Raw genomic sequence first — 23,475 nt, forward strand, 5'->3', positions numbered from 1 at the left:
ATTAGCGTTTGAGTAGATTGAGGGCCTTTTGCGCCTGTTTGATCTGCAAACCATCGGGAGCAAGTTGCAGATAAGCGCTGTACTCTGCAATAGCTTCGTCGCGTTTGTCGAGCTTCTGGGCCAGATGAGCCAAGGCGAAGTGGGTATCCGGATCTGAAGGCTGGTACTTTACGGCATCCTTCGCTCGCAGATAAGCAGCGTTCAAATCACCGCTCTGTTCGTAGAACTTTGCAACGTTCAAATCTTCCGCGGCGCGATCCTCATCAGACTGCAACTTCTGTACTTTGGGCAGACGCCGGCGAGTAGACGCTTGAGGGTTGTCTCCCTTGTCATCAAGCGGGGGAGACCCGCCCTCAGGAGGTACGCTATCGTCTGAACTCGAAGAACTGCTACTGGAACTGCTGCTGGAGCCGTCTGGCATCGGCGGAGCAGAACCTGGAAACGGGTGCTCTTCAGCGGCCGAGGGATGATGTGCAGGAGTGGCAGGGGCATCGGGAACGGATGATGACGAACCGGGCATTGGCGGTGGCGCTGCCCCGCCCGGGAATGGGAACTTCTGGGCTGCGGAGGGTTCTTTCGCAGGCTCCTGGGAGCATGGAATCGAGGCCTTATCCGCTTTTCGGATGGACTGGCTTGCCGAGCCTTCCTTTGGAGCCTTGCTGGTTGAATTCGTTGTTTGGCAGGGGGAGGCCGGCTGAGCTTGGGAGTGCGCACCAAGCGGCTCCATTGCTACCGCTAGCACGATAAGAACGGGAGCCAACCGGGTTGATCGACGAATCATCATGTTCTGGCTAGAGTACGCGCTTTTGCTCTTAGGCTTACCCGCAATGTTTTGACTCTCACAAGCGCCGGTTTGTTATAGTCGATTTTGCGACGGGGTGGGGCAGCATGGAAGTTGCCCCACAATGCTGAATTTACTGCATCGACCACGCAAATTTCATTCCATCCGGACATATCTTCATGCTTTCAGGACTTGTGATTCGCTCTTCGTCCATCCATGCAGCGGGCTGCTACACAATGCTACCCATAAAAAAAAGTACGCCGGTTGTCGAATATGACGGACCGCGGTTCAGTAAAGACGAGGCCGATGAACGGTATAAGGACCGGTTCATCACCTACCTGTTCAGCACAGGGAACGGCGGCGAAGTGATCGACGGCTTTGGTACGGCGATGTTTCTCAACCACTGCTGCGAGCCGAACTGTGAGACAGAAAATATCGACGGCCGAATCTGGGTTGTAGCGACTCGCGATATCGCGGCGGGAGAAGAACTGACCTACGAGTACAACCTGCATGACTCCGACGATGACGATGCTGACTGCTACTGCGGCACTGCAAAATGCAGGGGGACGATGTTCTCCGATGACGAGGTCAAGCGGCGCGCCAGAAAGGCCCGCAAATCACAGGCCGCGAAAGCCTGAGTCTCCCGTGGACGATACAATAGCGAGATGCGGCGTTTGAACCGCACCAGGCTATGGCATATCAGGTTTTAGCAAGAAAATACCGCCCTCAACGCTTCGCCGATGTCGTGGGTCAGGATCACGTAACGGTAACGCTGATGAATGCGCTCACACAGGGCCGCATTGCGCATGGATATATCTTCAGCGGCCACCGAGGCATTGGAAAGACGACGATCGCGCGCATTCTGGCGATGGCTCTAAACTGCCGCAACGCCATCGGCAGCGCCCAACGGCCTACTGCGGAACCCTGCGAAGTCTGCGAATCGTGCACCGAGATCCGTGCCGGCAATGCCGTCGACGTCATCGAAATTGACGCTGCGACGAACCGCGGCATCGATGAGATTCGCGAACTGCGCGACGCGGCACGCTATCGTCCGGCCCGCGACAAGTACAAGATCTACATCCTCGACGAGGCCCATCAGATCACCGATGCGGCATTCAACGCCCTGCTGAAGACACTTGAGGAACCACCGGAACATATCGTCTTCATGATGGCGACGACGCAGCCGGAGGACATTCCTCAGACGGTGCGCTCGCGGTGCCAGCACTTTAGCTTTCATGCGGTAAGGCTGGTCGATATTCTCGGCCAGATCCGCCAGATCGCAAACCAGGAAGGCATCGACGCGGACGATGCGGCACTCGCGCTGCTGGCCGAAGCTGGTGATGGCTCCATGCGCGATGCGCTTTCCATCATGGACCAGGCGATTGCCAGCGCTCCCGTAGACGATGGCAAGCCCCGGCTTGATGTGACACAGATTCGCGACCTGATGGGAACAGTTCCGAACGCAGTCTTCGAACGCATCTTCGAAGCCGTTGACGGGAACCGCAGCGCCGATGTGATTACCGTCGCCAATGAGTTGCTGGATGCGGGTAACAGTCCCGCCCAACTCGCCCGTCAATGCGTGCGCTACCTGAGGAACTGCGTCATAGCGAAGATTGCAGGTGTGGGCCCTGAGGGTTCCGGGCCGGACGGGGCTGCCTCCGAGCTATTGCAGATCTCCGCCGATGAGCAGCGGCGGGCGGCGCGTTCGGCCGCGCTCTTCACCGAAGAAGAGCTGACACGCTTCCTTCAGGTGATGTTGAAAACATTCGACGAGCTTGGCTACCGGCAGGAGCAGCGATTTCATTTTGAGTTGGGCCTGCTGAAACTGGTGCATCTGCGCCGTTTGCTGCCGCTTGAAGAAGTGCTCAGCCGCTTCCCTGTCGCTGGCAAACCGGCAGGCGTCGCAGAACCGTCGCGTTCGCGAGCAACCACTTCATCTGCACCTCCAGTTCAGTCCACGCTTGCGAGCGCTTCTCCTCCAGTGGCAAAACCGGCATTTTCTCCCTTTGCGGCAGATAGTAGCCGTAAATCTTTTAGTGAGCCTGCTCTGCCTGCGACCCCTGCAGACACCCCGCCGAAGGCTGCGGAGCAGGCTATCCCCGTGAATGCGGGAACTTCGGCAATCAAACGCGAGCCACAATCTGCTGTTCTACCCTCAGAAGCTGCTTCTCAGCTGGAACCTCAACCGGAGACGAAGGCCCCGGAACCAGCCGTCTCAGCAACCGGCGAGCTATCGGCCGACGAGCTTCAGCGCTTGACGACTGAAGCGCTGTCGGCAGCGAAGAGTCAGGGATCGGCCGCGGATGCTATTGCCGATTCGGAGTGGACGATCGGGGACGGAGAGATTCGCGTCCAGACAGGCCTCTCCAGGACGATGTTGCCGATGGTGATCAATCCGGACGCCGACCGCGTTATCCGCGCTGCGCTGCGCGGTGCCGGGATCGGTTCACTGAAGCTGGTATTGTTGCCGGGGGCGCCAAGCTCCACGGCAAATAAGAAAGCGAAGCCCGCAAGGACTGGCAGCGCACAAGCGAAGGCATTGGAACATCCCGTGGTACAGCAGGCGCAGCGGTTGTTCAACGCAGAGATTCGCAATGTCATTGACCTTCGCGACAACGACTAGCAGGATGGACAGACAAGGATTGAAGATATGAATCTTTCAGACTTGAGCAAGATGAAAGAGATGATGGGACAGGCGCGACAGATGCAGGAGCAGATGGAACGCAAGCTCTCGGAAACTGTCGTCGAAGCGTCAAGCGGAGGCGGCATCGTCACGGTGCGAATGAACGGCAAAAAGGAGGTCCTGCGCCTGAAGATTGAGCCTACAGCTATCAGCAGCCAAGGCAGCGACCTGGAGTTGCTGGAAGACCTGATCGCAGCGGCGGTCAATGAGGCCGGACGCCGTGCCGACGATGCGATGAAGGCAAACGTTGCCGGAATGATGGGCGGCCTGAATATCCCGGGGTTGACCTAGTGGCACGATTCGCAGAGCCTATGACGCAGTTGATCGATGAACTGCGGAAGCTGCCGGGCATCGGCACTAAGAGCGCGCAACGACTGGCATTTCATGTGCTCCGCTCTTCACCAGAGGACGCCGAGAGACTAGCCGGCGCTATTCGTGGGCTGAAGGACAGCCTGCGGCTTTGCTCAATCTGCAACAACATTACCGATGTCGACCCTTGCAGCTACTGTACAAACTCAGTTCGCCATCAAGGGCTGATCTGCGTTGTCGAAGAGCCAACAAACATTGCCACTATTGAGAAGACCCGTAGTTATCCCGGTGTTTATCACGTGCTGCACGGTACATTGTCGCCCATTGGAGGCGTTGGTCCCGAGCAACTGCGAATCGCAAACCTGATGACAAGGCTTCCTGAAGCAGACGAGGTAATTCTTGCGACCTCTCCTACGACGGAAGGCGAGGCCACGGCCCGATATCTTGTCGACGAGATTCATCGCGCAGAGCCTCGCATCAAAGTGACGCGCATCGCAACCGGCGTTCCCGCGGGCAGCGACATAGAGTATGCGGACGAGGTGACGATGACACGTGCGATGGAAGGACGGCGGGAAATATAGAAGTGCCGCCAAAACTCCTGAAAGCAGTACTTGTTACTGATTCAGGTCTTCTCCCGTCATCTCTGGCGGTTTCTGAAGGTTGAGGAGTTTGAGGATCGTCGGCGAGATGTCGCGCAGACTTCCTCCCGGCCTCAGGATGGAGTGGTGGCTTGTATCCCGTTCGTCGCTGACGAGGATGAAAGGCACTGGGTTCGTCGTATGCGCCGTATGTGGGCCACCGGTTACCGGATCGATGAGCAACTCGGCATTTCCGTGATCGGCTGTAACCAGTAGAGCTCCGCCGCGCTGTTTGACAGCGTTATAGATGCGCCCCAACTCCGTATCAACTGTTTCAACGGCGCGGATAGTGGGCTCAAGCTTACCTGAGTGGCCAACCATATCGGCATTGGCAAAGTTGACGATGATAACGTCGAAGGCTGTGTCGTTGACCGCCTTGACGACAGCATCGGCAATGCCTCCAGCGGACATCTCGGGTGCCAGATCGTACGTGGCGACCTTCTGCGAAGGCACTAATGCGCGGTCTTCGCCGGGAAATGGCTTTTCAATTCCCCCATTAAAAAAATAAGTGACGTGTGCATACTTTTCGGTTTCAGCTACACGGAGATTGCGTAGGTTCGCATTAGCCATGACATTTGCGAGCAGGTTGTCCATCGATTCTGGAGGAATGACGACAGGGAGCGTAAAGTTTTTGTCGTACTGCGTCATGCAGACGTAGTGAATATTCTGCGGTGCGTCGGCGCGGGGAATTTCAAGATCCAATTCGGATGCCTTGGGGAGGTCGAGCGCATTTGCAGCCGTAAGTCCGCCGGGAATATTCCTGCCGAGGACGCGGGTGATCTGGCGAACGCGGTCCGCACGGTAGTTGAAGCAAATGCAGACATCGTTGTCTCGAATCGGTCCGATTGCCTTACCATGCTGATCGACAACGGTGAAAGGCGGAACAAACTCATCGGTGATGTTGTTATTGTAGAGTTCGCGGACGCGAGCAAGAGGATCGGCGTAGGCGCCTCCCTGAGGATGTCCGGTCACCATGGCGTCGAATGCCTGGCGTTCCTTCTCCCATCGGAGATCGCGATCCATTGCAAAGTAGCGGCCCGAAACAGAGGCTATCTGGCCAACGCCAATCTCCTGAATCTGCTGCTCTAGCGCTTCAAGATAGCCGAGGCCACTGGTCGGCATCGTGTCGCGACCATCCATGAAGGCGTGGACGAAGACGCGCGTGAGACGGTGCTGCGCTGCAAGCCTAAGCAGGGCGTAGAGATGGCGCTGTTGCGAGTGAACTCCTCCATCGGAAACAAGGCCGAAGAGGTGGAGGGCACGGTTCTCTCTCGCCGCCAGTTCAACAGCGTGTGTCAGTGTGGGATCGGTGAAGAAGCTGCCGTCGGTGATGGCAGAATCTATGCGAGTGATATCCATGCGGACGACCCGCCCCGCGCCAAGATTGAGGTGACCGACCTCGGAGTTGCCCATCTGGCCTTCCGGGAGGCCAACGAAGCGCTCGCTGGCTCGGATCAACGTATTCGGATAGTTGGCGAGCAGCTTGTCATAGATGGGCTTGCGCGCCAGTGCGATAGCGTTGCCATGGGTCTCGGGGCGGTAGCCCCAGCCGTCAAGGATGGTGAGGACAATCGGTTTATTAGGCATTTTCTGTCATTCAGGATATCAAGAGTTACCTATCGTCGAGGGTGAATCGAGGAAGAACGTCGGTAGCTGTGCCGAGGATGACTTCGCTGAAAGCTTTAGCATTGGCTGGCTCTTCTGGGCCAATGTAGACAGTACGGATTCCGCGTTGGCGCGCGATATGGACGAATCCAGCAGCAGGGTAGACGGAGCCGGAGGTGCCCACGACGAGCAGAGCCGTAGCCAGGTCAAGTTCTGCATAGATTGCGTCCAGATTGAGCGGTAGCTCGCCAAACCAGACGATGTGCGGACGCACGGGAGAACCGCAATCTTTACATGTGGGAAGCATTGACGCGGCTTCGTAAAAAGACCGATCGGCAAAAGGCCTATCGCAACGCACGCAACGTGACTGGAAGAGAGAACCGTGCATGTGATGGACATTGCGTGAGCCGGCCCGCTCATGAAGATCATCGACATTCTGTGTACAGAGATAGAAGCGGCCGCCAAGTTTGGCTTCGAGTGCGGCAAGGGCGCTGTGTGCAGCGTTGGGCTTGACAGCAAGAGCATCGCGTCGGCGCATGGAGTAGAAGCGCCAGACAAGTTCAGGGTCGACGTCCCATGCCTCGGGAGTCGCGACCTCCTCGACGCGGTAGCCGTTCCACAAGCCACCGGAGCCACGAAACGTGGCAAGGCCACTTTCGGCAGAGATACCTGCTCCCGTAAGAACGAAGAGACGATCCGTAGATAGCAACTTCATCGTATCGGGTTCAGGCTGGTTGAGAAACAATGTGGAGATCGTCGGCAGAATCTGAGACCGGCGACTGCCAGCCGCCTGGCGGCGTGACGTTCGCGCGAGTCTGTTCTGGTACTTCGGATGGCCACCACGTTTGCGGCTGATAGTTGTAAACGGGGGTCTGCGCTTTGAGGATGGGATCGACAATGCGCCAGGCTTCTTCGACATAGTCCTGCCGCGCAAAGAGCGTGGCATCCCCCGTCATGGCGTCGGTAAGCACACGTTCGTAGGCCTCCATCTCCTCCGGACGCGGATGGCGGCAGGCTTCAAGCTCAATCAGCGAACGCTGGCCTTTCTCGTCCGGCGTGGCGATTGAGACGGCGAGAGCGATGGTCATCTCAGGACTGATACGGAAACGCATGTAGTTTTGCGGCGCTGCCTCAGTCATCTCCGTCTGTGGAGGACGACGAAGGCGCGCGATGACTTCCGTACAGGTCGTGGGGAGATCCTTTCCGGCACGGATATAGAAGGGCACGCCATCCCACCGCCAGGATTTAATCTCGAGCTGCAATGCGGCAAAGGTTTCCACGGTGGAATCGGATGCAACACCCTTTTCATTTTTATAGCCGTTAAACTGGCCTCGAACCAGATTGCACGGATCAATTGGCGGAATGGCCTTCAGGACCTTAACTTTTTCATCGCGAATCGATTCGCTGTCGTGCCGCGCAGGACACTCCATTGCGAGATTGCACATAACCTGAAAGATGTGATTCTGGATGACATCGCGTATGCAACCGGTCTGGTCATAAAAGACGCCGCGACCCTGTATGCCAAAGTCTTCGGCCATGGTGATCTGGACGCTCTCGATATGATCGCGGTGCCACAATGGCTCAAGAAACGAGTTGGAGAAACGAAAAGAGACGATGTTATGGACCGGCCCCTTTGCCAGGTAGTGGTCGATACGAAAGATCGAGGACTCCGGAAAGGCGGAGAGCAGGATGCGATTGAGTTCCTGCGCCGAAGCAAGATCGTGCCCGAAGGGTTTCTCCACGATGATGCGAGCGCCTTTGGCTGAGCCGGATTGGACCAGTTGTTCTACAACCTTTTCAAAGAGCGCTGGCGGAATCGCGAGGTAGTGCGCAGGATGCTGGGCCGAACCGAGCTGCTTGCGAACCTCGGTAAAGGTAGAGGCATCGGCATAATCGCCATCGACGTATCTCAGGAGCGAAGAAAGCTTCTGCCAGGCCGCCTGATCCAGTCCTCCGTGCTGCTCAAGTGAATCCTGCGCTCTGGCCTTTAGTTGGTCGAGAGTCCAGCCCGCCTTGGCCACTCCAATGACGGGCACGTCAAGATGGCCGCGTTTCACCATCGCCTGCAAGGCTGGAAATATCTTTTTGTAAGCAAGATCGCCTGTGGCTCCGAAGAAGACCAGAGCATCAGAGTGTACAGGTGCAGGGGAAGTTTTAGACGACTGAGTGTCTGGCACGAAGCCTCCTGAACGGCACGCTCCAGTCTATGTCGTACCCGTCGTTCTGTGAAATTCGTTACACAGCATCCAAAATCAACGAACCCCGCCGAAGCGGGGTTCATTGTGTGTGAATCAATCAACGGTTATTCACCGAAGTTGACGCTCTCGATGCCAAGGAACTCCGCAGACTGGCCAAGCTCTTCTTCGATGCGAAGGAGTTGGTTGTACTTTGCAATACGGTCAGTGCGCGAGGCCGAACCGGTCTTGATCTGGCCGGCGTTCGTGGCCACTGCCAGGTCGGCGATGAAGGTGTCTTCCGTCTCGCCGGAGCGGTGGCTGATAATTGAGGTATAGCCGTAGCGGCGGCCAAGCTCGATCGCATCGAGTGTCTCGGAGACCGTGCCGATCTGGTTGACCTTGATCAGGATCGAGTTGCCGACGTTCTGGTCGATTCCCTGCTGGAGACGCTCGACGTTGGTAACGAAGAGGTCGTCACCGACGAGTTGAGTGAAGTCGCCGATCTGTTTGGTGAGGAGCTTCCAGCCGTCCCAGTCATCCTCCGCCAAGCCGTCCTCGATCGAGACGATAGGATACTGACGCACCCATGACTCCCAGAACTCCGCCATCTGCGCAGATGTCTTCTCAGACTTGTCGGACTTCTTGAAGATGTATTTGCCGCTGGCCTTGTCGTAGAACTCACTCGATGCAGGGTCGAGCGCAATGGCGATATCTTCGCCGGCCTTGTAACCTGCCAGATCGATGGCTTCGAGGATCAGCTCGATGGCCTCGGCATTGGATTTGAGGTTCGGAGCAAAGCCGCCTTCGTCGCCTACTGCGGTATTGTAGCCCTTCTTCTTGAGCACGCCCTTGAGCGTGTGGAAGGTCTCAGTCCCCCAACGCAGCGCGTCAGAGAAGGACTCCGCACCGACGGGCATGACCATGAACTCCTGAAAATCCACGTTCGAGTCGGCATGGGAGCCTCCGTTGATGATGTTCATCATCGGGGTAGGCAGAACGCGAGCATTGACGCCACCGAGATAGCGATAGAGCGGCAGCTTCAGAGCGTCTGCGCTCGCGCGAGCGACAGCCATCGAGACGGCGAGGATAGCATTCGCACCTACCTTGCCTTTGTTCGGCGTGCCGTCGATCCCGATCATGGTTGCGTCGATCAGGCGCTGGTTGGAGGCGTCCATACCTGTAAGTTCGGGGGCGAGAATCGACTCGACGTTCTCAACCGCCTTCAGAACGCCCTTGCCGAGATAGTGCTCCTTATCACCGTCGCGCAGCTCGACGGCCTCGTGTTCGCCAGTGGAGGCCCCGCTGGGAACGGCGGCGCGTCCGCGGGCTCCGCCATCGAGGACGACGTCTGCTTCGACGGTAGGATTACCGCGGGAGTCGAGGATCTCACGTGCATGGATAGAGACAATCTCAGTCATGTTGCTCCTGTAGCTGGATGATGCAGAGTTTTGTTGAACGACGCGATGAATGAGCCTCTCGTTCAGCTTCGGCCTTCGATCGACGGGCACAGACGCTCCGCCGGTCGCGACGATGGTTTGAACGAAGTTATGCCCAGAACTGGCGCCAGAAGATTTCACCATTGAAATTCTAGCAAAGCGCTGGACCTTTAGAGAGGGGCGACGCATGAACGCCTAAAATGTTGACCCCACAGAGCGCTGGATGTACTCAGAGATGTAGTAACAGGGTCGATTCCCTGCTATCGAATTTCTCGTCGCCACATTCTCTAGCTTTAGCCTATTTACAAGGGGAAAGCATCAGGTAAGCCCCGGAGGACTATTCCATGAAGACACGCATGACGACTGCCGCGCTATTTGCATTTGCCGCCCTCCCACTGGCTGCGCAGACAACAGGCGTCTCCAATCCCGATCCGGTTACGATCGACGCGACCAGTGCAGAGACAGCACCCGCGGCGGCCCCTGGCACTGCTCCAGCCAAGCCCTCAGCGGCAAAGCCGGAAGAAGTTTATGGCGCCTATGTCCCCTATCAAGGGCCAACTGTACCCGGTGCAGTTGCTGTAACCGCACCCCAGGCGGTCCCGGCCGATGTTGACTCACAGATTGTCACCAGCGTCCCGGAGAAAGTTGGAGAGATCGATGAAGGTACTCTGCTCCGTGTGCGGATGCGCGAGCAGCTCTCGACGTCCACGACAGAGCCCGGAGCACGCTTCACCGGCGAGATCATGGAGTCCGTCACGAACAATGGTCAGGTGATCATCCCGATAGGCTCGGTGCTGGAAGGGCAGGTCACTGAGGTGCATAGCGGCAGGCGTATCTCTGGCGCGGCGTCTTTGCACCTTGAGCCGCGCACGATTACTCTGCCTGACGGTACGGTGTACACCATCCATGCACAATTGATCGATACAACGCTGAGCAGCTTCAACGTAGACCGTGAAGGCACTCTGAAGCGCCGTGACCGTGCCAAGGAGACCTTGGCTGTCGCAGCCCTCACCACGGGCAGCGGAGCTGTTGCGGGCGCGATGCTCGGCGGTGGCGTAGGAGCTGTCGTCGGCGCAGGCATCGGCGCGGGAGCTACGACAGTCATGTGGCTCAAGCAGGAACGTCAGGCAACGCTGGTCAAGGATTCACGGCTCGTCTTCAGCCTGACAACCCCGCTGATTCTCAAACCGATTCATTCAGTCTCGATCGATAGAAGGGATACCGGCGCCGGGACAATTTCAAGGACCGGTGTCACCGAATAATTTCTGCTCGCAGAAGACCAAAAGGCGGGCCGGTGCCCGCCTTTTAGTTTGCCAAGCTAGTTGCGCACCTGTGCGAGCAAGCGTCTCCAGTTCTTCTGGTTGCGACGATAGCTCTTCTTGAGGTCTTCGAGAATCCGTTCAAAATCGGCATGTCCTGACAGTCTTTTCCATGCCGGGTTCTTTGAAAACCACGGATAGTTTTCATTGCCGAGATAGATCGCCCGCCGCAGCCAGTGCAATGCTTCGCTCTCGTCGCCATCCACCGCGAAATAGGTCGCAAGCCGGTAGGCCATCTCGCTGTCGGCCTCAGCGGCAGCCAGCGTCTCGTCGATGATGAAGGTCGCAGCCTTCTGTCTGTCGCCAAGCTGTACGTAGCAGAGTGCAATCGTGGGAAACACAATGCGAAGCGATTTTTCGTCGCGGATGACATTCTCCAGCGTCTCAATGGCAGCAGCCAGGTTGCCGGTACGCATCTGCTGGTAGCCAAGCGAGATACGCAACAAGGGCTGACGCGGCTCAAGCATAAATCCTTTTTCTATCTCGTCGGCGGCAAGCTCCATCTGGTTTTGATACTGGTAAACCCGTGCGCGGTGGTTATAAATAATCGCGGCATTGGATGGGTTCATGCGTAGCGAAGCATTGAACTGATCGAGCGCCTCCTCGTACATACCATCGATGCGCAGGGTAAGACCGGCGACCATGCGGACGTTCCAATCATTGCCGGCCGTCTGCAACAGATGCTCAATGCCATGACGCGCCGATTCCTTTTCACCACGCGAGAGCAACATGTAGACGCGATAGAGATTTGCCTCAACTGAGCCGGGGTCGAGTTCGAGCGCGCGGTCGAACGCGCGACGGGCCTCCAGTACATGCATCTGTCCGCCGAGACCGTGACGCGCGTATTGGAGATGCGTAATGCCGAGACCGGACCAGCCGGGCGCATAGCTTTCGTTTCTTTTCACCACTGATTCGAATATCCGGCGAGCATGGTCCAGATCATCGCGGCTGCCGGTGCGCGTCATAAATGATGAAAGCAACGCACGCGCCTGCAGATACTCCTCCGAGAGATCGTCCGTCAGCGATGTTGCGCGGCTGTTCTCCGGCAGGGTGCCTAGCCGTCCTACACCTTGCAGGGTACTGAAGACCTCGTTGCATATCTCGGTCTGCACGCTGACCAAGTCGAAAGACGCAACGTTGATCGAGCCACCTGCTCGAACGCTCTGGCCGGGGACATCGAGTAACTGCCAGTTGAGGTCGAAGCCTTTCTCTGAGCGAAGGAAATTTCCGGTCAGAACATAGTCGGCGAGCAGCTTCTTGCCTACGCTGAGTGGATCGAGTTGCTGCGTAGGCACCGTCATCAATGCACTCGACGGGCGAACCACCAGCGACGGCATACGAGCAAGACGGGCGGCGATAGCATCGGCCAGAGCATAGCCATACAGCGGCGCCACATCGGCGGGACCATAGTTAACAAACGGCAGAACCACGATGCTGTTCGTCTGCTTGTTTCCTGAAGAAGATCCGGACTCGCGGAAGCGCTCAGCAAGCATCGAGAGGATCCCGGTCGTGCGCTTCTCTTCTTCAGGCGTATCGAGGGCCAGCCTTCCCTGCGAAGGCAGCAACGATAGCGACTCACCGCTGGTCATCAATGCTGCGGCATCAAGCTGCATGGAGCGCATAATCGTCTTAAGCGACTCGCGAATATCGGCAGCGGCGGCAAAGCGAGCCGCCGGCTGCTTTTCCAGGCAGCGCAGGATCACGCTCTCAAGCTCGACCGGGAGTTGCGGCGCAATCTCCCGGATAGACGGTGGGTCCGCAAACTGGATCGCACGAATAGATTGAAAGTCGGGAGCATCCGGGCGGTGGAACGGATGCCTTCCGGTGGCAAGTTCGAAGAGGATTAAACCAAGGGCAAAGATGTCGGATTGAACGCTAGACTGTCCGGTAACAAATTGCTCCGGCGCCATGTAGGCGATGGTTCCGCCGCGAGCGGTATAGGTCGCTCCTATCGGCGGCAGGTTGCGCTTGTCGGCAGGGCCGGAGGGGTCAAAATCGGTCTTGTCGAGCGCCAGCCTGCGGGCCAGCCCGAAATCAAGAATCTTGATGAGGCCGCCGTCCGTCAGCATGACGTTCGCCGGTTTGAGGTCGCGATGAAAGATACCCAGAAAGTGCGCCGCCGAGAGGCCGTCCGCAATCTGGATTCCCGCAGATAGTACAAGTTCAAGACTGGATGGCCCTTCGGCAATAATCTTGTCGAGCGACTTCCCCGGGACGTACTGCATGACGATGTAAGCTTCAGCTCCGTCGCCAGATTCGGATGGAGCCTCGCCAACCTCATAGATCGCGCAGACATTCGGATGATCGATCGCCGAGGCAAGACGGGCCTCGCGAAGCTGCGTAGCACGCATCTGCTCAATGGTAAGGTTGCCGCGTTTCAGCAGCTTTAACACAACCGGCCGCTGAAGAAGCGTGTCGTTGGCGAGATAGACCACGCCGGAACCGCCGGCACCTATCTTGCGAACGAGCTCATATTGCTCGATGACACGGCGTTTCATGGCTCCATTATTGCAAGGAGTTGCATGTGGAAGATTGCCGCCGCGTTATTTCGACCTGCACCGGTTTCAGAAACCCGTACTAATGGCGCTTCCCGCCCTCACGCTCCCAGGGGCGCGGATTGACTGGATCATCGTGCCACTTCTGGCGGCGACCTATAACAAACATGATGACGCCAAACGCAAACATGATCAGACCCCAGCCAAGGTTCAGGTTCACTCCAAGCGATCGCTCATAGATGGCCGAGTGCCGCGTAATGACTCCATAAACACTCATGACGCCGCCGACGATCAGGAAGATCAGTCCAAGCGGAACACGGATATCGAGACCCATGCTTCTCCTTACCTGGCGCACTGCTCTTCCCAGTGCAGCCCTCATGCAAACCAATCTTACCTTTTACTCAATCCCATTGGCCCGGACAGAGTTGCTTCAATACGCTCCAGATCGACTGGAAAATCGTCCGCACAGTCCTCATCGTAGCTGAATGGGTGTATCACGCCATAGTGTTCGACTCCGATGCACCGCGCCATGGTGTAGAAGTATTCGCTTGGCCGTGGCTCGGAATAAAAGACCAGCAGCTTCGCCCCCGGAGAAAATACAATTCCTCCCAACCCGCTTCCATGGGGGCCAACGATCACTTCGGCCCGTTGAAACATCTCCACCTGATCGCGCAAACTCATCGTCTCCGGCCTGATGGACACAAAACCATACGCAGTCAGCATCTCCATCAGAGCAACCTCATTTTCGATCCTCCGTCGTTTGGCCCCGGACCGGGAGAGATAAATTCGGAGATCTTTGGGTGCATTCTCCGGCAGGCCGAACCCTCGCGTGATGCGCCGCCGTATCTCGTCGTAATAGCCATCAGGCAAGTAACCGTTGCACCTTCCCGACAGGTAAGAAGGCAGAATGAAATGATCAACGCCGATCCATTTTTTGCCCGGGACCGATTCGATCGACATATTGGCAGGCAGCATAAGGGCCAGAGTTTCGCGTTGAAACCGGCCAAGATCGTCCGTCACAAACAAGGTAAGCGGCTTGCCCTCCATATATCTTTCAAGCGTGAGCAGCTGAGGAAGGCAATCGGCGAACCAGTGCCAGAAGCTGTAGGAATCAATGCGCTGGATGGTTGACCATGTACCGGCGCGGTGTGCAACCTGTCGCGGACGAAAACTGCGATAGGCCGGACTTAGCTGAAACCGGTGCGGCAACAGGACCGAGTCGCAGAAGACCTCGAAGTCTTTGTTCGCGACCAACCCAAGATGGGGGTAGTACAAGGCCTGGGAGACATTGCAGACAAACACCTCAGGGATTTTGATATCGCCGGAGCTGTAATTTTTGGCAAAATCAAGAAATGCCCCATCACCGGGGCGCGCGATGTTGACCGTCCTCGCTTCATGAAAAACGCGGAGATCGTTGACCTCTTTCCCGAAACGGTCCTTGGCCGCGATCAGATGTGTCACACGCAGCCTTTCAAGACCGATGCTGTCGAGTGGCTTTAGTAGAGTCTTGTCGGCCTTCCTGATGACCTTTTTCATCGCCCAGGCAAGCTTTGCTCCCAGCTTATCGGGAACGATCTCTAACCCGGGACCATATGGCTGCTGCATCTAAATCCTCAACTTCCGAAGAAAGCACTCGAACGTCGGTCTAATTAATCGTTAGAGATGATCTTGGCCTCGAACATTTCAAGCAAAGATAAGATTGAGGATCACCAGCAGTCCCAGAACGCACCATCCCAGAGTCGCTGGCTTCTGATACCACCGAAGGTGATGCTCTACCGGCTTCGGCGTCAATGAATACACCAGGCCAACTAGTTCCGATTCCGCTCGAGGCCTGGTCATCAGACTGACAACAACCGTGACAATCAGGTTCACCGAAAACGCAAAGATCGCCGTCCAGAAGTTCTGCGCCATGTCGCTGGGGTAGCGATGGACGATACCGATCCAGCCTCCGTGAATGCCGGGCATAGCGTCCACTGGAATCGTGAGTCCATGATGCAGCAGAGCCGCCAGCGTACCCGATACCAGTCCGGCAAATGCGCCGTGGCCAGTCGTCCGCTTCCAGAACATTCCCAGCAGAAAGGTGGCAAACAGCGGAGCGTTAACAAACGAAAAGACAAGCTGCAACGCATCCATGATGTTATTGAAGCTGGTGGCGGCATACGCTGCGGCAATTGACAGCAGAATGCCGCCGATCGTCGCCATTCGTCCCATCCAGAGATAGTGCGCATCCGTCGCCCGTTTGTTGATATAGGCCTGGTAGATGTCATAGGTCCAAACGGTATTGAAGGCTGTCACATTGCCGGCCATGCCCGACATGAAGCTGGCCAGCAGTGCCGTGAGTCCCAGCCCAAGAATGCCCGTCGGGAAGAAGTGAAGCAGCATAACCGGAATGGCGAGGTCGTAGTTATAGACGGGCTCTCCCTTGCTATCCACGATGGGCTGTCCATTCAGAGGGTTCGTCTTCTGCGGAATGATTCCATGAGGATGCTGATCGACCAGGGGAGCAGTGGCTGCCGGTCCCGCAACGACAGCCGAAGGGGCAGCAGCTACGTGCGAGGTGATGCTCACTGCAATGAGGCCGGGCAGAATCACCAGAAACGGAAAGAACATCTTCGGGATCGCCGCAATCAGCGGAACGCGCCGTGCGGACTCTTCTGAGTCGGCCGCCATGGCCCGCTGAACGACAAGAAAGTCGGTGCACCAGTAGCCGAAGGAGAGCACGAAGCCAAGTCCCATCGCCAGGCCCACCCACTCAACACCAAGCGTGTTCGTGCTGGCATGTGCCATTCCCCGCCATGAGTGCGTCATGGCCGCGGGAAGCGTCTGTCTGATGCCCTGCCACCCTCCAACGTTCTTCAACCCAATCCAGACAAGCGGAGCGAACCCGGCAACAATAAGAAAGAACTGCAATACCTCGTTATAGATAGCGCTGGTCAACCCGCCCAGGAAGATATACCCCAGCACGATGACCGCAGACAGAATGATGGAGACGTGAAAGATGTAATGGTCCGGAATGATGCCATGGAACAATCCGAGGGTCTGGATGAGCAGTGCCATCGCATACATGGAGATGCCCGAAGAAAGCACCGTCATGATGGCAAACGAAAAGGCATTTACAGCGCGCGTCTTCTCGTCGAAGCGCATTCGCAGGTACTCGGGGACCGAACGTGCCTTGGAACCGTAGTAGAACGGCATCATGAAGATGCCGACGAAGATCATCGCCGGCACTGCGCCTATCCAGTAGAAGTGACTGGTATTGATGCCATACTTGGCGCCCGACGCTCCCATGCCGATGACTTCCTGTGCGCCGAGATTTGCCGAAATAAAGGCCAGTCCGCAGACCCATGCCGGAATGGACCGGCCTGCGAGAAAGAAGTCGTTCGAGGTGCGCATGTAGCGCTTGAGGGCAAAGCCAATGCCCAGAACGAAGGAAAAATAGACCAGCATGATCAGCCAGTCGACGATGGAAAGGTTCACGATTCCCCTTCAGAAATGCGTTCGTTTAGCTTGCTTGGGGCAACTGTAAATCGTTTATCTTCCTTCGTCTAGCGCATTTGCCGTCTCCGGTCCACGCCAGCCGCCGTTGACCTAACCTCTACCAAAGTGGGATGGCCGGTAGAAAATTTTGCATTTCTACTGCTGTGGGAAGAAAACTCCCGGTTCCACAAGTAGCATCAGATGAGCTAAATAAGAACATTCGACAGAATGAAGGTTAGAGTGTTTCTATTTGGCGATTGTTTTTCAATCGGCATCACCATTTATTCAAATCCGCTATCACGATTTTCTGAGTGAACGAATTTGAATCTGCTTGCCCGGGGACCTATTTTGCGGATCGGCTTTTCTCCGACTCACTCGGCAAACTTATTTGGAGAAGAGTGCAGGAGGAACGCAAACTTGGCAGCCTCTCCGTTGGAGCAGTTGATGCCCTCACCCATGGCTATTCTGTTGGTGGACGATAACGCTGTTCAGGCTGCGATTCGGCAGACCATCCTGCGCCGTTCCGGTTACTTCGTCATCACAGCCTTGAATCCGGCACGGGCACTCGAACAGTTGCGTAATGGCGACTTTCCCGCCGAGGTCCAATTGGTCGTCACCGACCACATCATGCCTGGGATGAGCGGGAAAGAGTTCGTCCAGCAGATCCGGCGCTTTCACCCCAGGATTCCCATCCTGGTCATCAGCGGGATGGAGGAGGCCGTCGAGGAGTACCGTGGTTTGAATGTGGAATTCCGCGTGAAGCCCCTGCCCCCGGAACGCCTCCTGGAATGCGTTCATGAGCTTGTCAGCGACATACCACCTGTCGAAGAGATCCATACCGCTCCCCCGCTGCCTCCTGCGCGATAAACGGGCGCTATTCGCCTGGGCCTTTTGCTGTTTCCCCCCTGCAATTGAGAGAATTGCAGAGAGGAACCCATGCGAAGCCATCCTATGCCCGAGTTCGGGAGTTTTGCGCTGCTGCTGGCGCTGGCGCTGAGTGCGTACACGCTGGTCTTTGGAGCGCTTGCGCTCTGGCGGTCACGATCGGCAACCGGCATCACAGCCGGGGGCGATGGTGCCGGACGACTCGGCGAGACGGCCCGAAGGGCAGGGATCGCCAGCTTCATTGCTCTCACCTGCGCGGCATTCGCTCTGGTATGGGCTGCCTTCACGAACGACTTCTCAGTCTCCTACATCCTTCAGCACACCAATCGCGACCTGAATCCAGCCTACAAGTTCTCCGCACTGTGGAGCGGCCAGGAAGGTTCTCTGCTCCTGTGGGCATGGCTGCTGAGCGGCTACGGATTCGTGCTGAGGATGCGCCACAAGATCGACGTCCGTCTCTCGGCCTTCGCCTCGACGATCCTTGCCGGCATTCAGATCTTCTTTCTGCTGCTGCTGAACTTTGCGGCTCCGCCATTCGCCATTCAACCCGGCCCGCTCGCGCAAGATGGAAACGGTCTCAATCCCCTTCTCCAATACCCGGAGATGGTGATCCACCCGCCGATGCTGTACCTCGGTTATGTCGGTTTCTCTGTGCCATTTGCATTCGCACTGGGCGCACTGATGATGCGTTATCCCGGCGAGAAGTGGATCCACATCACTCGCCGCTGGACGATGGTGACGTGGCTCTTCCTCACTTGCGGTATCTTCCTCGGCGCACACTGGGCCTACAGCGTGCTCGGCTGGGGCGGCTACTGGGGATGGGACCCCGTCGAGAACGCCTCACTGATGCCCTGGCTCACCGGCACCGCCTTTCTGCACTCGGTCATGATGCAAGAGAAACGCGGCATGATGAAGACATGGAACGTCTGGCTGATCTTCTCGACGTTCCTGCTGACACTTCTAGGAACTGATCTCACGCGCTCTGGATTGGTCAGTTCGGTACACGCATTTGCACAATCTTCGATCGGAAGCTGGTTTCACGGCTTCATGTTGATCGTCTTCGGTATCTGCCTGTTCACCTTCTTCAAGCAGAAGGACCATCTCAAGAGCGAGAACAAGCTCGAGTCGCTGGTAAGCCGCGAATCGAGCTTCCTGTTCAACAACCTCATCCTGCTGGTGGCCTGCTTCACCGTGCTGTGGGGTACGCTCTTCCCTGTCCTGAGCGAGTATGTACAGGGATCGAAGGTCACGGTCGGCGCCCCCTTCTATAACCGGGTCAATCTTCCCATCGGCATCTTTCTGCTCTTCCTCACCGGCATCGGGCCGCTGCTGGCCTGGCGTTCGACCTCGCTTCGCTCCATTCGCCGCAACTTTATCCTTCCCGGAATCGCAATGGCTGTGTCCTTTGCCGTCTGCGTTGCATCCGGCGTTCGGCCATGGAGCGCAGGTGACGATATGCAGGCGGAGATCTTTTCGCTGATCACCTTCACTCTCGCCGCGGGTGTCATTACGGCGATCGCGGCAGAGTTCCTGCGGGGAGCCGGCGTCGTACGCACCCAGACGGGCAAGAACCTCTTCGCTTCAACCATCTTGTTGGTACGCCGGAACACTCGCCGTTATGGTGGCTACATCGTTCACTTCGGCATCGTCGTCATGTTCATCGGAATCGCGGGCGGAGCCTTCAACCAGTCGCAGGAGCAGGAGATGGGCTTCGGCGACACGATGCAGCTCGGGGGTTACAAGCTGGTCTGCCAGAGCTTCACGCAGGACTCGAATCCGAACTACGATACCGAATACGCCCTGCTGGACGTCTACAAGGGCAACAAGAAGCTCACGCAGCTGGCTCCGGAGCGGCGCTTCTACATCGCCAGCCAGACGACCTCGACGATGGTGGCGCTGCGCTCAACGCTGGCCGAAGATTTATATGTCATCTATGAAGGTAAGAACCCCGATACCGACAAGCCGATCATCAAGGTCTTCATCAATCCGCTGATCAACTGGATCTGGATCGGTGTCCTGATCGTTGTACTGGGCACATTCCTTGCACTAGTGCCCAACCTCACCCGTTCGCCTGCGCGTGCGGCCGTACCGGTTCCGGTTCCTGCTATTGCGGAAGCCGAGGTCCATCATGCTTAGGAACATGACCTCACGAAGGTGGTTTCAAGGAGCAGCCGTCTGCCTGCTGGCGTTGGTCATGCTCGGCGCCGATTCCAATAACCGCTTCGGCAGACTCGGCCATCAGATGATGTGCGTCTGCAGCTGCGGGCAGATTCTGCTCGAGTGCAACCACGTCGGTTGCCCCGACTCAGACCGCATGATCGGCGAACTGCGGCAGCAGCTGGCTGCAGGAGGCGGAGACACGGCGGTGCTGAATTGGTTCTCCGCCAAATACGGGCCAACCGTACTGGCTGCGCCCATCCGCGGAGGCTTCGATAACGCAGCGTGGATCGCCCCCGCTGCGGTGTTTGTACTGGCCATCGTCGGCACCGGAGTGTTGATCTCGATGTGGCACAAGCGCGGCAGCTCGCGCACCGCCATCGCTGGAGCACCCGGGTCGTCGAGTTCGCAGGGAGACTCTCTGCGCGAGCGCATTCGCCGGGAGACGGAGTACTAATGGGAACCATCGCCGGTCTTGCCCTCACCATCGCGCTGTTTGCCTTCATCTTCTGGCCGGAGCGGAACCCCTTCTTCCAGGCCGACAAGACGCGCGTCGACTACCTGCGCGAACGTAAGGACGTCATCTACGACAACCTTCGCGACCTCAACTTCGAGTATCTGGCCGGCAAGTACCCTGAGCAGGACTACGCCGAGCAGCGCGCCTCACTGGAAGACGAGGCCGCAGCCGTGATCGCCGAGATGGAAGCGCTCGAACGGCGCGGGATAAGTGGGCGAGGCAGTCGCGCATAGGCGTTTTGCTTGACGTAAACTTAACCTGTGACCCGCATATCTTCCCTCTCTCGCCGCCTCGTCGCAATTGCAACCGTTGTCGCAGCGCTTGGCGCATTCGCCTCCGCCGAATCCATCACCGGCACCGTCATCAATAAGACCACCAACAAGCCGGCCGCTGGCGACGAGGTCGTATTGATCCGTCTCGCGCAGGGGATGCAGGAGTCGACGCGCGCGAAGACCGACTCCAAGGGGCAATTCACCCTGGAGGTCCCCGATGCTGGCGTCCACCTGGTTCGCGTAACGCACGACAAGGCAAACTACTTCAGACCGGCGCCTCCAGGCACTCAGTCGGTAGAGATCGAAGTCTTCGATGCAGCAGCAAAGGTTGCGGGTGTTAGCAGCGAGGCCGATGTCATGCGCATCCAATCCGACGAGAGCGGCAAGACGCTCAGGGTCGTAGAGAACTTCTTCGTCAAGAACGAGTCGAACCCGCCGAAGACGCAGTTCGGCGACAGACCGTTTGAGTTTTATCTTCCCGAAGGCGCCGTGGTCGAAGGCTCCGCCGCGCTTGGTCCCGGTGGAATGCCGGTTCAGGCTGCGCCCGCGCCGCTCGGCGATCCCAACCACTACGCGTTCGTCTTTCCAATTCGGCCCGGTGAGACCCGCTTTCAGATCACGTATCACATCCCCTACTCCGGAACTCTCAAGCTCGCACCGAGGCCTTCGATGACAACCGACACGGTCGCCATCATGATGCCGAAGAGCATGACGTTCAAGGCCGGCGCGTCGTCGCCTTACGCCCCAGTAACGGAGGAGATGACGGCACAAACTTATGTTGCGCGCAATGTCGCTCCCTCACAGCAGCTTGAGTTCACCGTCTCGGGCACCGGTCAGCTTCCACGCGACACGACGCAGGCCGCGGGTGGTGCACAGGGGGCTCAGGATGGAACGCCACAGGCAGCAGGATCGTCTGCCGCTACGACAGATTCGCGGCCGGGGGGCGGCCTCGGCAATCCCATCGATCCCGAAGGAACAAACGATCCCTGGGCGAAGTACAAGTGGTGGATCCTCGGCGGACTTGGACTGGCAATGGCTGCCGGTGCGGGCATCATGTTGAAGAGTGGCAATCAGCCTGCTGTCGCCGCGAATGCACCGCAACCAGCGTTCGCAGGACCTGTTGCGGGGGCCGGCGGCGTCCTGACCTCGCTCAAAGACGAACTGTTTGCGATCGAAACCGACAGGCTGGAAGGACGTCTAAACGAAGCGGAGTATGCTGAACAAAAGGCCGCCATCGAAGTAGTCCTCAAGCGGGCTCTCGCGCGCAAAGATCAGAATTCTCCAGGTACACCGGGCCCTGCCGTATAAGGGACTGACTGATGAATACCTTCAAATCGACGCTCCTGCTGGTTGTCCTCACCGTCTTTCTGATCTTTATCGGAGACCGATTTGGCGGACGCAACGGGATGGTCATCGCCTTTGTCCTGTCGGTGGTCTTCAACTTCGCCACCTACTTCTTCTCCGACAAGCTGGCACTCTCCATGTACCGCGCGCAGCCCATCACGCGGGAGCAACTGCCACGCGTGTATAGCGTTGTCGAAAAGCTCGCGGCCAGGCAGGGGCTGCCGATGCCGAAGGTTTACGTGATTCCCAGCGAAAGCCCAAATGCTTTTGCGACAGGGCGTAACCCGAACCACGCTTCGGTTGCAGTCACTCACGGCATTCTTGAGCTGCTGGATGATGAGGAACTGGAAGGCGTCCTGGCGCATGAACTTGGGCACGTAAGGAACCGCGACATCCTGACCAGTTCCATCGCAGCGACGTTGGCCGGAGCGATCACGATGGTGGCGAGGATGGGATACTGGGCATCGCTCTTCGGCGGCTATGGCGGACGCGACGATCGCGACCGCAGCGGCGGCGGGTTGAGCGGCCTCTTCATGATCATCCTAGCGCCGATCGCGGCGACGCTGATCCAGCTTGCTATTTCCCGCTCTCGCGAATACGAGGCCGACGCTACCAGCGCCAAGGAGACCGGCAACCCCTACGCTCTGGCTCGCGCGCTGCAGAAGCTCGATGCCTACTCCAGACGCATTCCCATGCAGGCGTCTCCTGCGACTGCGCATCTGTTTATCGTGGCTCCTCTACTTGGCAGTGGAGGCATCGCAAATCTATTCTCGACGCATCCTCCCATCAAAGAGAGGATTCGGCGGCTTATCGGAAGGGACATGGTCTAGTGCTGGAAAAGTTTCTTCGGGCTCTGCGGTTGCTTGCCATCGTGGTGTGGGTCGGCGGGCTGATGTTCTTCGCCTTTGTTCTAGCGCCGGTGGCGTTCAGCCGCCTCAGTAGTCCACACCAGGCCGGACTCGTGGTCGGCGGAACATTGCATATCCTGCATTGGATAGGCCTGACCGGCGGGGCGCTCTTTTGTATCGCAAACGCTATCCTGTGGTTTCGCGCCGAGGTCCCAGCGCGAGTAGGCTTCGCCATCTCCACAGCGCTGACCTGCATTATGCTGGCCGTCACAGCGTATTCGCAGTTTCACATCCTGCCCGCGATGGAGCGCGACCGCGTGACCGCCGGTGGCGAGATCGAGACAGCCGACATCCTTCTCCCGGCGCGAGTCGATTTTGAGAGGCTTCACGTTCTTTCGGAACGCCTTGAGGGACTCGTGCTCTTCTGCGGTCTCGGGGTCGTGCTGGTGCTGGCCCGAGAGTCGCAATGGCCCGAGACAGGTAAAATCAAAGAGCTATGAGCGATGGAGCCATTGCAGAAGCAGCTTCCCTT

General features: G+C 57.6%; 21 protein-coding genes. 12 read left to right on the forward strand and 9 right to left on the reverse strand.

Features of this window, described 5'->3' with window-relative positions:
• Position 1: 1 nt before the first annotated feature.
• Positions 2 to 421, reverse strand: a complete 420-nt coding sequence (locus tag JSS95_06285) for a hypothetical protein (GenBank protein ID MBS1799418.1) — start codon at positions 419 to 421, stop codon at positions 2 to 4.
• A 539-nt stretch (positions 422 to 960) separates the two neighbouring features.
• On the opposite strand from JSS95_06285, the gene JSS95_06290 reads away from it, so the two are divergent.
• Genes JSS95_06290 through recR form a run of 4 tightly spaced genes read left to right on the forward strand, consistent with a single transcriptional unit; the run spans position 961 to position 4,354 of the window.
• Complete coding sequence (locus JSS95_06290; protein ID MBS1799419.1) at positions 961 to 1,419, forward strand: SET domain-containing protein-lysine N-methyltransferase; 459 nt, start codon at positions 961 to 963, stop codon at positions 1,417 to 1,419.
• Positions 1,420 to 1,472: 53 nt separating this feature from the next.
• Complete coding sequence (gene dnaX, locus JSS95_06295) at positions 1,473 to 3,404, forward strand: DNA polymerase III subunit gamma/tau (protein MBS1799420.1); 1,932 nt, start codon at positions 1,473 to 1,475, stop codon at positions 3,402 to 3,404.
• A 27-nt stretch (positions 3,405 to 3,431) separates the two neighbouring features.
• The gene (locus JSS95_06300) at positions 3,432 to 3,755 is read left to right on the forward strand and encodes a YbaB/EbfC family nucleoid-associated protein (GenBank protein ID MBS1799421.1); all 324 of its coding nucleotides are present in this window, start codon (positions 3,432 to 3,434) and stop codon (positions 3,753 to 3,755) included.
• Positions 3,756 to 3,775: 20 nt separating this feature from the next.
• Entirely contained in the window at positions 3,776 to 4,354 is a 579-nt protein-coding gene (gene recR / locus JSS95_06305; protein ID MBS1799422.1) for a recombination protein RecR, read from the forward strand.
• Between the two features lie 33 nt (positions 4,355 to 4,387).
• On the opposite strand, the gene JSS95_06310 is transcribed toward recR, so the two are convergent.
• The 4 genes from JSS95_06310 to eno form a co-directional block, all read right to left on the reverse strand.
• The gene (locus JSS95_06310) at positions 4,388 to 5,998 is read right to left on the reverse strand and encodes a 2,3-bisphosphoglycerate-independent phosphoglycerate mutase (protein MBS1799423.1); all 1,611 of its coding nucleotides are present in this window, start codon (positions 5,996 to 5,998) and stop codon (positions 4,388 to 4,390) included.
• Between the two features lie 25 nt (positions 5,999 to 6,023).
• A complete protein-coding gene (locus JSS95_06315; GenBank protein ID MBS1799424.1) occupies positions 6,024 to 6,731 on the reverse strand; it encodes an NAD-dependent deacylase in 708 nt (235 codons plus the stop codon).
• Positions 6,732 to 6,741: 10 nt separating this feature from the next.
• The gene (zwf, locus tag JSS95_06320; GenBank protein MBS1799425.1) at positions 6,742 to 8,139 is read right to left on the reverse strand and encodes a glucose-6-phosphate dehydrogenase; all 1,398 of its coding nucleotides are present in this window, start codon (positions 8,137 to 8,139) and stop codon (positions 6,742 to 6,744) included.
• Positions 8,140 to 8,318: 179 nt separating this feature from the next.
• The gene (gene eno, locus JSS95_06325; protein ID MBS1799426.1) at positions 8,319 to 9,611 is read right to left on the reverse strand and encodes a phosphopyruvate hydratase; all 1,293 of its coding nucleotides are present in this window, start codon (positions 9,609 to 9,611) and stop codon (positions 8,319 to 8,321) included.
• Positions 9,612 to 9,973: 362 nt separating this feature from the next.
• On the opposite strand from eno, the gene JSS95_06330 reads away from it, so the two are divergent.
• Positions 9,974 to 10,891: a hypothetical protein gene (locus JSS95_06330; protein ID MBS1799427.1), complete on the forward strand. Its 918-nt coding sequence runs from the start codon at positions 9,974 to 9,976 to the stop codon at positions 10,889 to 10,891.
• 56 nt (positions 10,892 to 10,947) lie between these two features.
• On the opposite strand, the gene JSS95_06335 is transcribed toward JSS95_06330, so the two are convergent.
• The 4 genes from JSS95_06335 to JSS95_06350 all read right to left on the reverse strand — a co-directional run bounded on the left by JSS95_06335 (position 10,948) and on the right by JSS95_06350 (position 16,920).
• Complete coding sequence (locus JSS95_06335; GenBank protein ID MBS1799428.1) at positions 10,948 to 13,446, reverse strand: protein kinase; 2,499 nt, start codon at positions 13,444 to 13,446, stop codon at positions 10,948 to 10,950.
• A 79-nt stretch (positions 13,447 to 13,525) separates the two neighbouring features.
• Positions 13,526 to 13,777: a hypothetical protein gene (locus JSS95_06340; GenBank protein ID MBS1799429.1), complete on the reverse strand. Its 252-nt coding sequence runs from the start codon at positions 13,775 to 13,777 to the stop codon at positions 13,526 to 13,528.
• Positions 13,778 to 13,833: 56 nt separating this feature from the next.
• Entirely contained in the window at positions 13,834 to 15,048 is a 1,215-nt protein-coding gene (locus JSS95_06345; protein MBS1799430.1) for a glycosyltransferase family 61 protein, read from the reverse strand.
• Between the two features lie 78 nt (positions 15,049 to 15,126).
• A complete protein-coding gene (locus tag JSS95_06350; GenBank protein ID MBS1799431.1) occupies positions 15,127 to 16,920 on the reverse strand; it encodes a sodium:solute symporter family protein in 1,794 nt (597 codons plus the stop codon).
• Positions 16,921 to 17,364: 444 nt separating this feature from the next.
• Here JSS95_06350 and JSS95_06355 point away from each other — a divergent pair, with 444 nt between their 5' ends.
• The 7 genes from JSS95_06355 (at position 17,365) to JSS95_06385 (ending at position 23,443) form a co-directional block, all read left to right on the forward strand.
• Positions 17,365 to 17,787 (forward strand): response regulator, encoded by a 423-nt coding sequence (locus tag JSS95_06355; GenBank protein ID MBS1799432.1) that lies wholly within the window; start codon positions 17,365 to 17,367, stop codon positions 17,785 to 17,787.
• An 84-nt stretch (positions 17,788 to 17,871) separates the two neighbouring features.
• Positions 17,872 to 19,941: a heme lyase CcmF/NrfE family subunit gene (locus JSS95_06360; GenBank protein MBS1799433.1), complete on the forward strand. Its 2,070-nt coding sequence runs from the start codon at positions 17,872 to 17,874 to the stop codon at positions 19,939 to 19,941.
• A gap of 4 nt (positions 19,942 to 19,945) precedes the next feature.
• Positions 19,946 to 20,419, forward strand: a complete 474-nt coding sequence (locus JSS95_06365) for a cytochrome c-type biogenesis protein CcmH (protein MBS1799434.1) — start codon at positions 19,946 to 19,948, stop codon at positions 20,417 to 20,419.
• Positions 20,419 to 20,712 (forward strand): hypothetical protein, encoded by a 294-nt coding sequence (locus JSS95_06370; GenBank protein ID MBS1799435.1) that lies wholly within the window; start codon positions 20,419 to 20,421, stop codon positions 20,710 to 20,712. Before JSS95_06365 ends, JSS95_06370 begins: the two co-directional genes overlap by 1 nt.
• A 66-nt stretch (positions 20,713 to 20,778) precedes the next feature.
• Entirely contained in the window at positions 20,779 to 22,059 is a 1,281-nt protein-coding gene (locus tag JSS95_06375) for a carboxypeptidase regulatory-like domain-containing protein (GenBank protein ID MBS1799436.1), read from the forward strand.
• Between the two features lie 11 nt (positions 22,060 to 22,070).
• On the forward strand, positions 22,071 to 22,925 hold the full coding sequence (locus JSS95_06380) for a zinc metalloprotease HtpX (protein MBS1799437.1): 855 nt from the start codon (positions 22,071 to 22,073) through the stop codon (positions 22,923 to 22,925).
• The gene (locus JSS95_06385) at positions 22,925 to 23,443 is read left to right on the forward strand and encodes a DUF4149 domain-containing protein (GenBank protein MBS1799438.1); all 519 of its coding nucleotides are present in this window, start codon (positions 22,925 to 22,927) and stop codon (positions 23,441 to 23,443) included. Before JSS95_06380 ends, JSS95_06385 begins: the two co-directional genes overlap by 1 nt.
• The last annotated feature ends 32 nt before the right edge of the window (positions 23,444 to 23,475 follow it).

Source organism: Acidobacteriota bacterium, from assembly GCA_018268895.1.
GTDB lineage: Bacteria > Acidobacteriota > Terriglobia > Terriglobales > Acidobacteriaceae > Edaphobacter.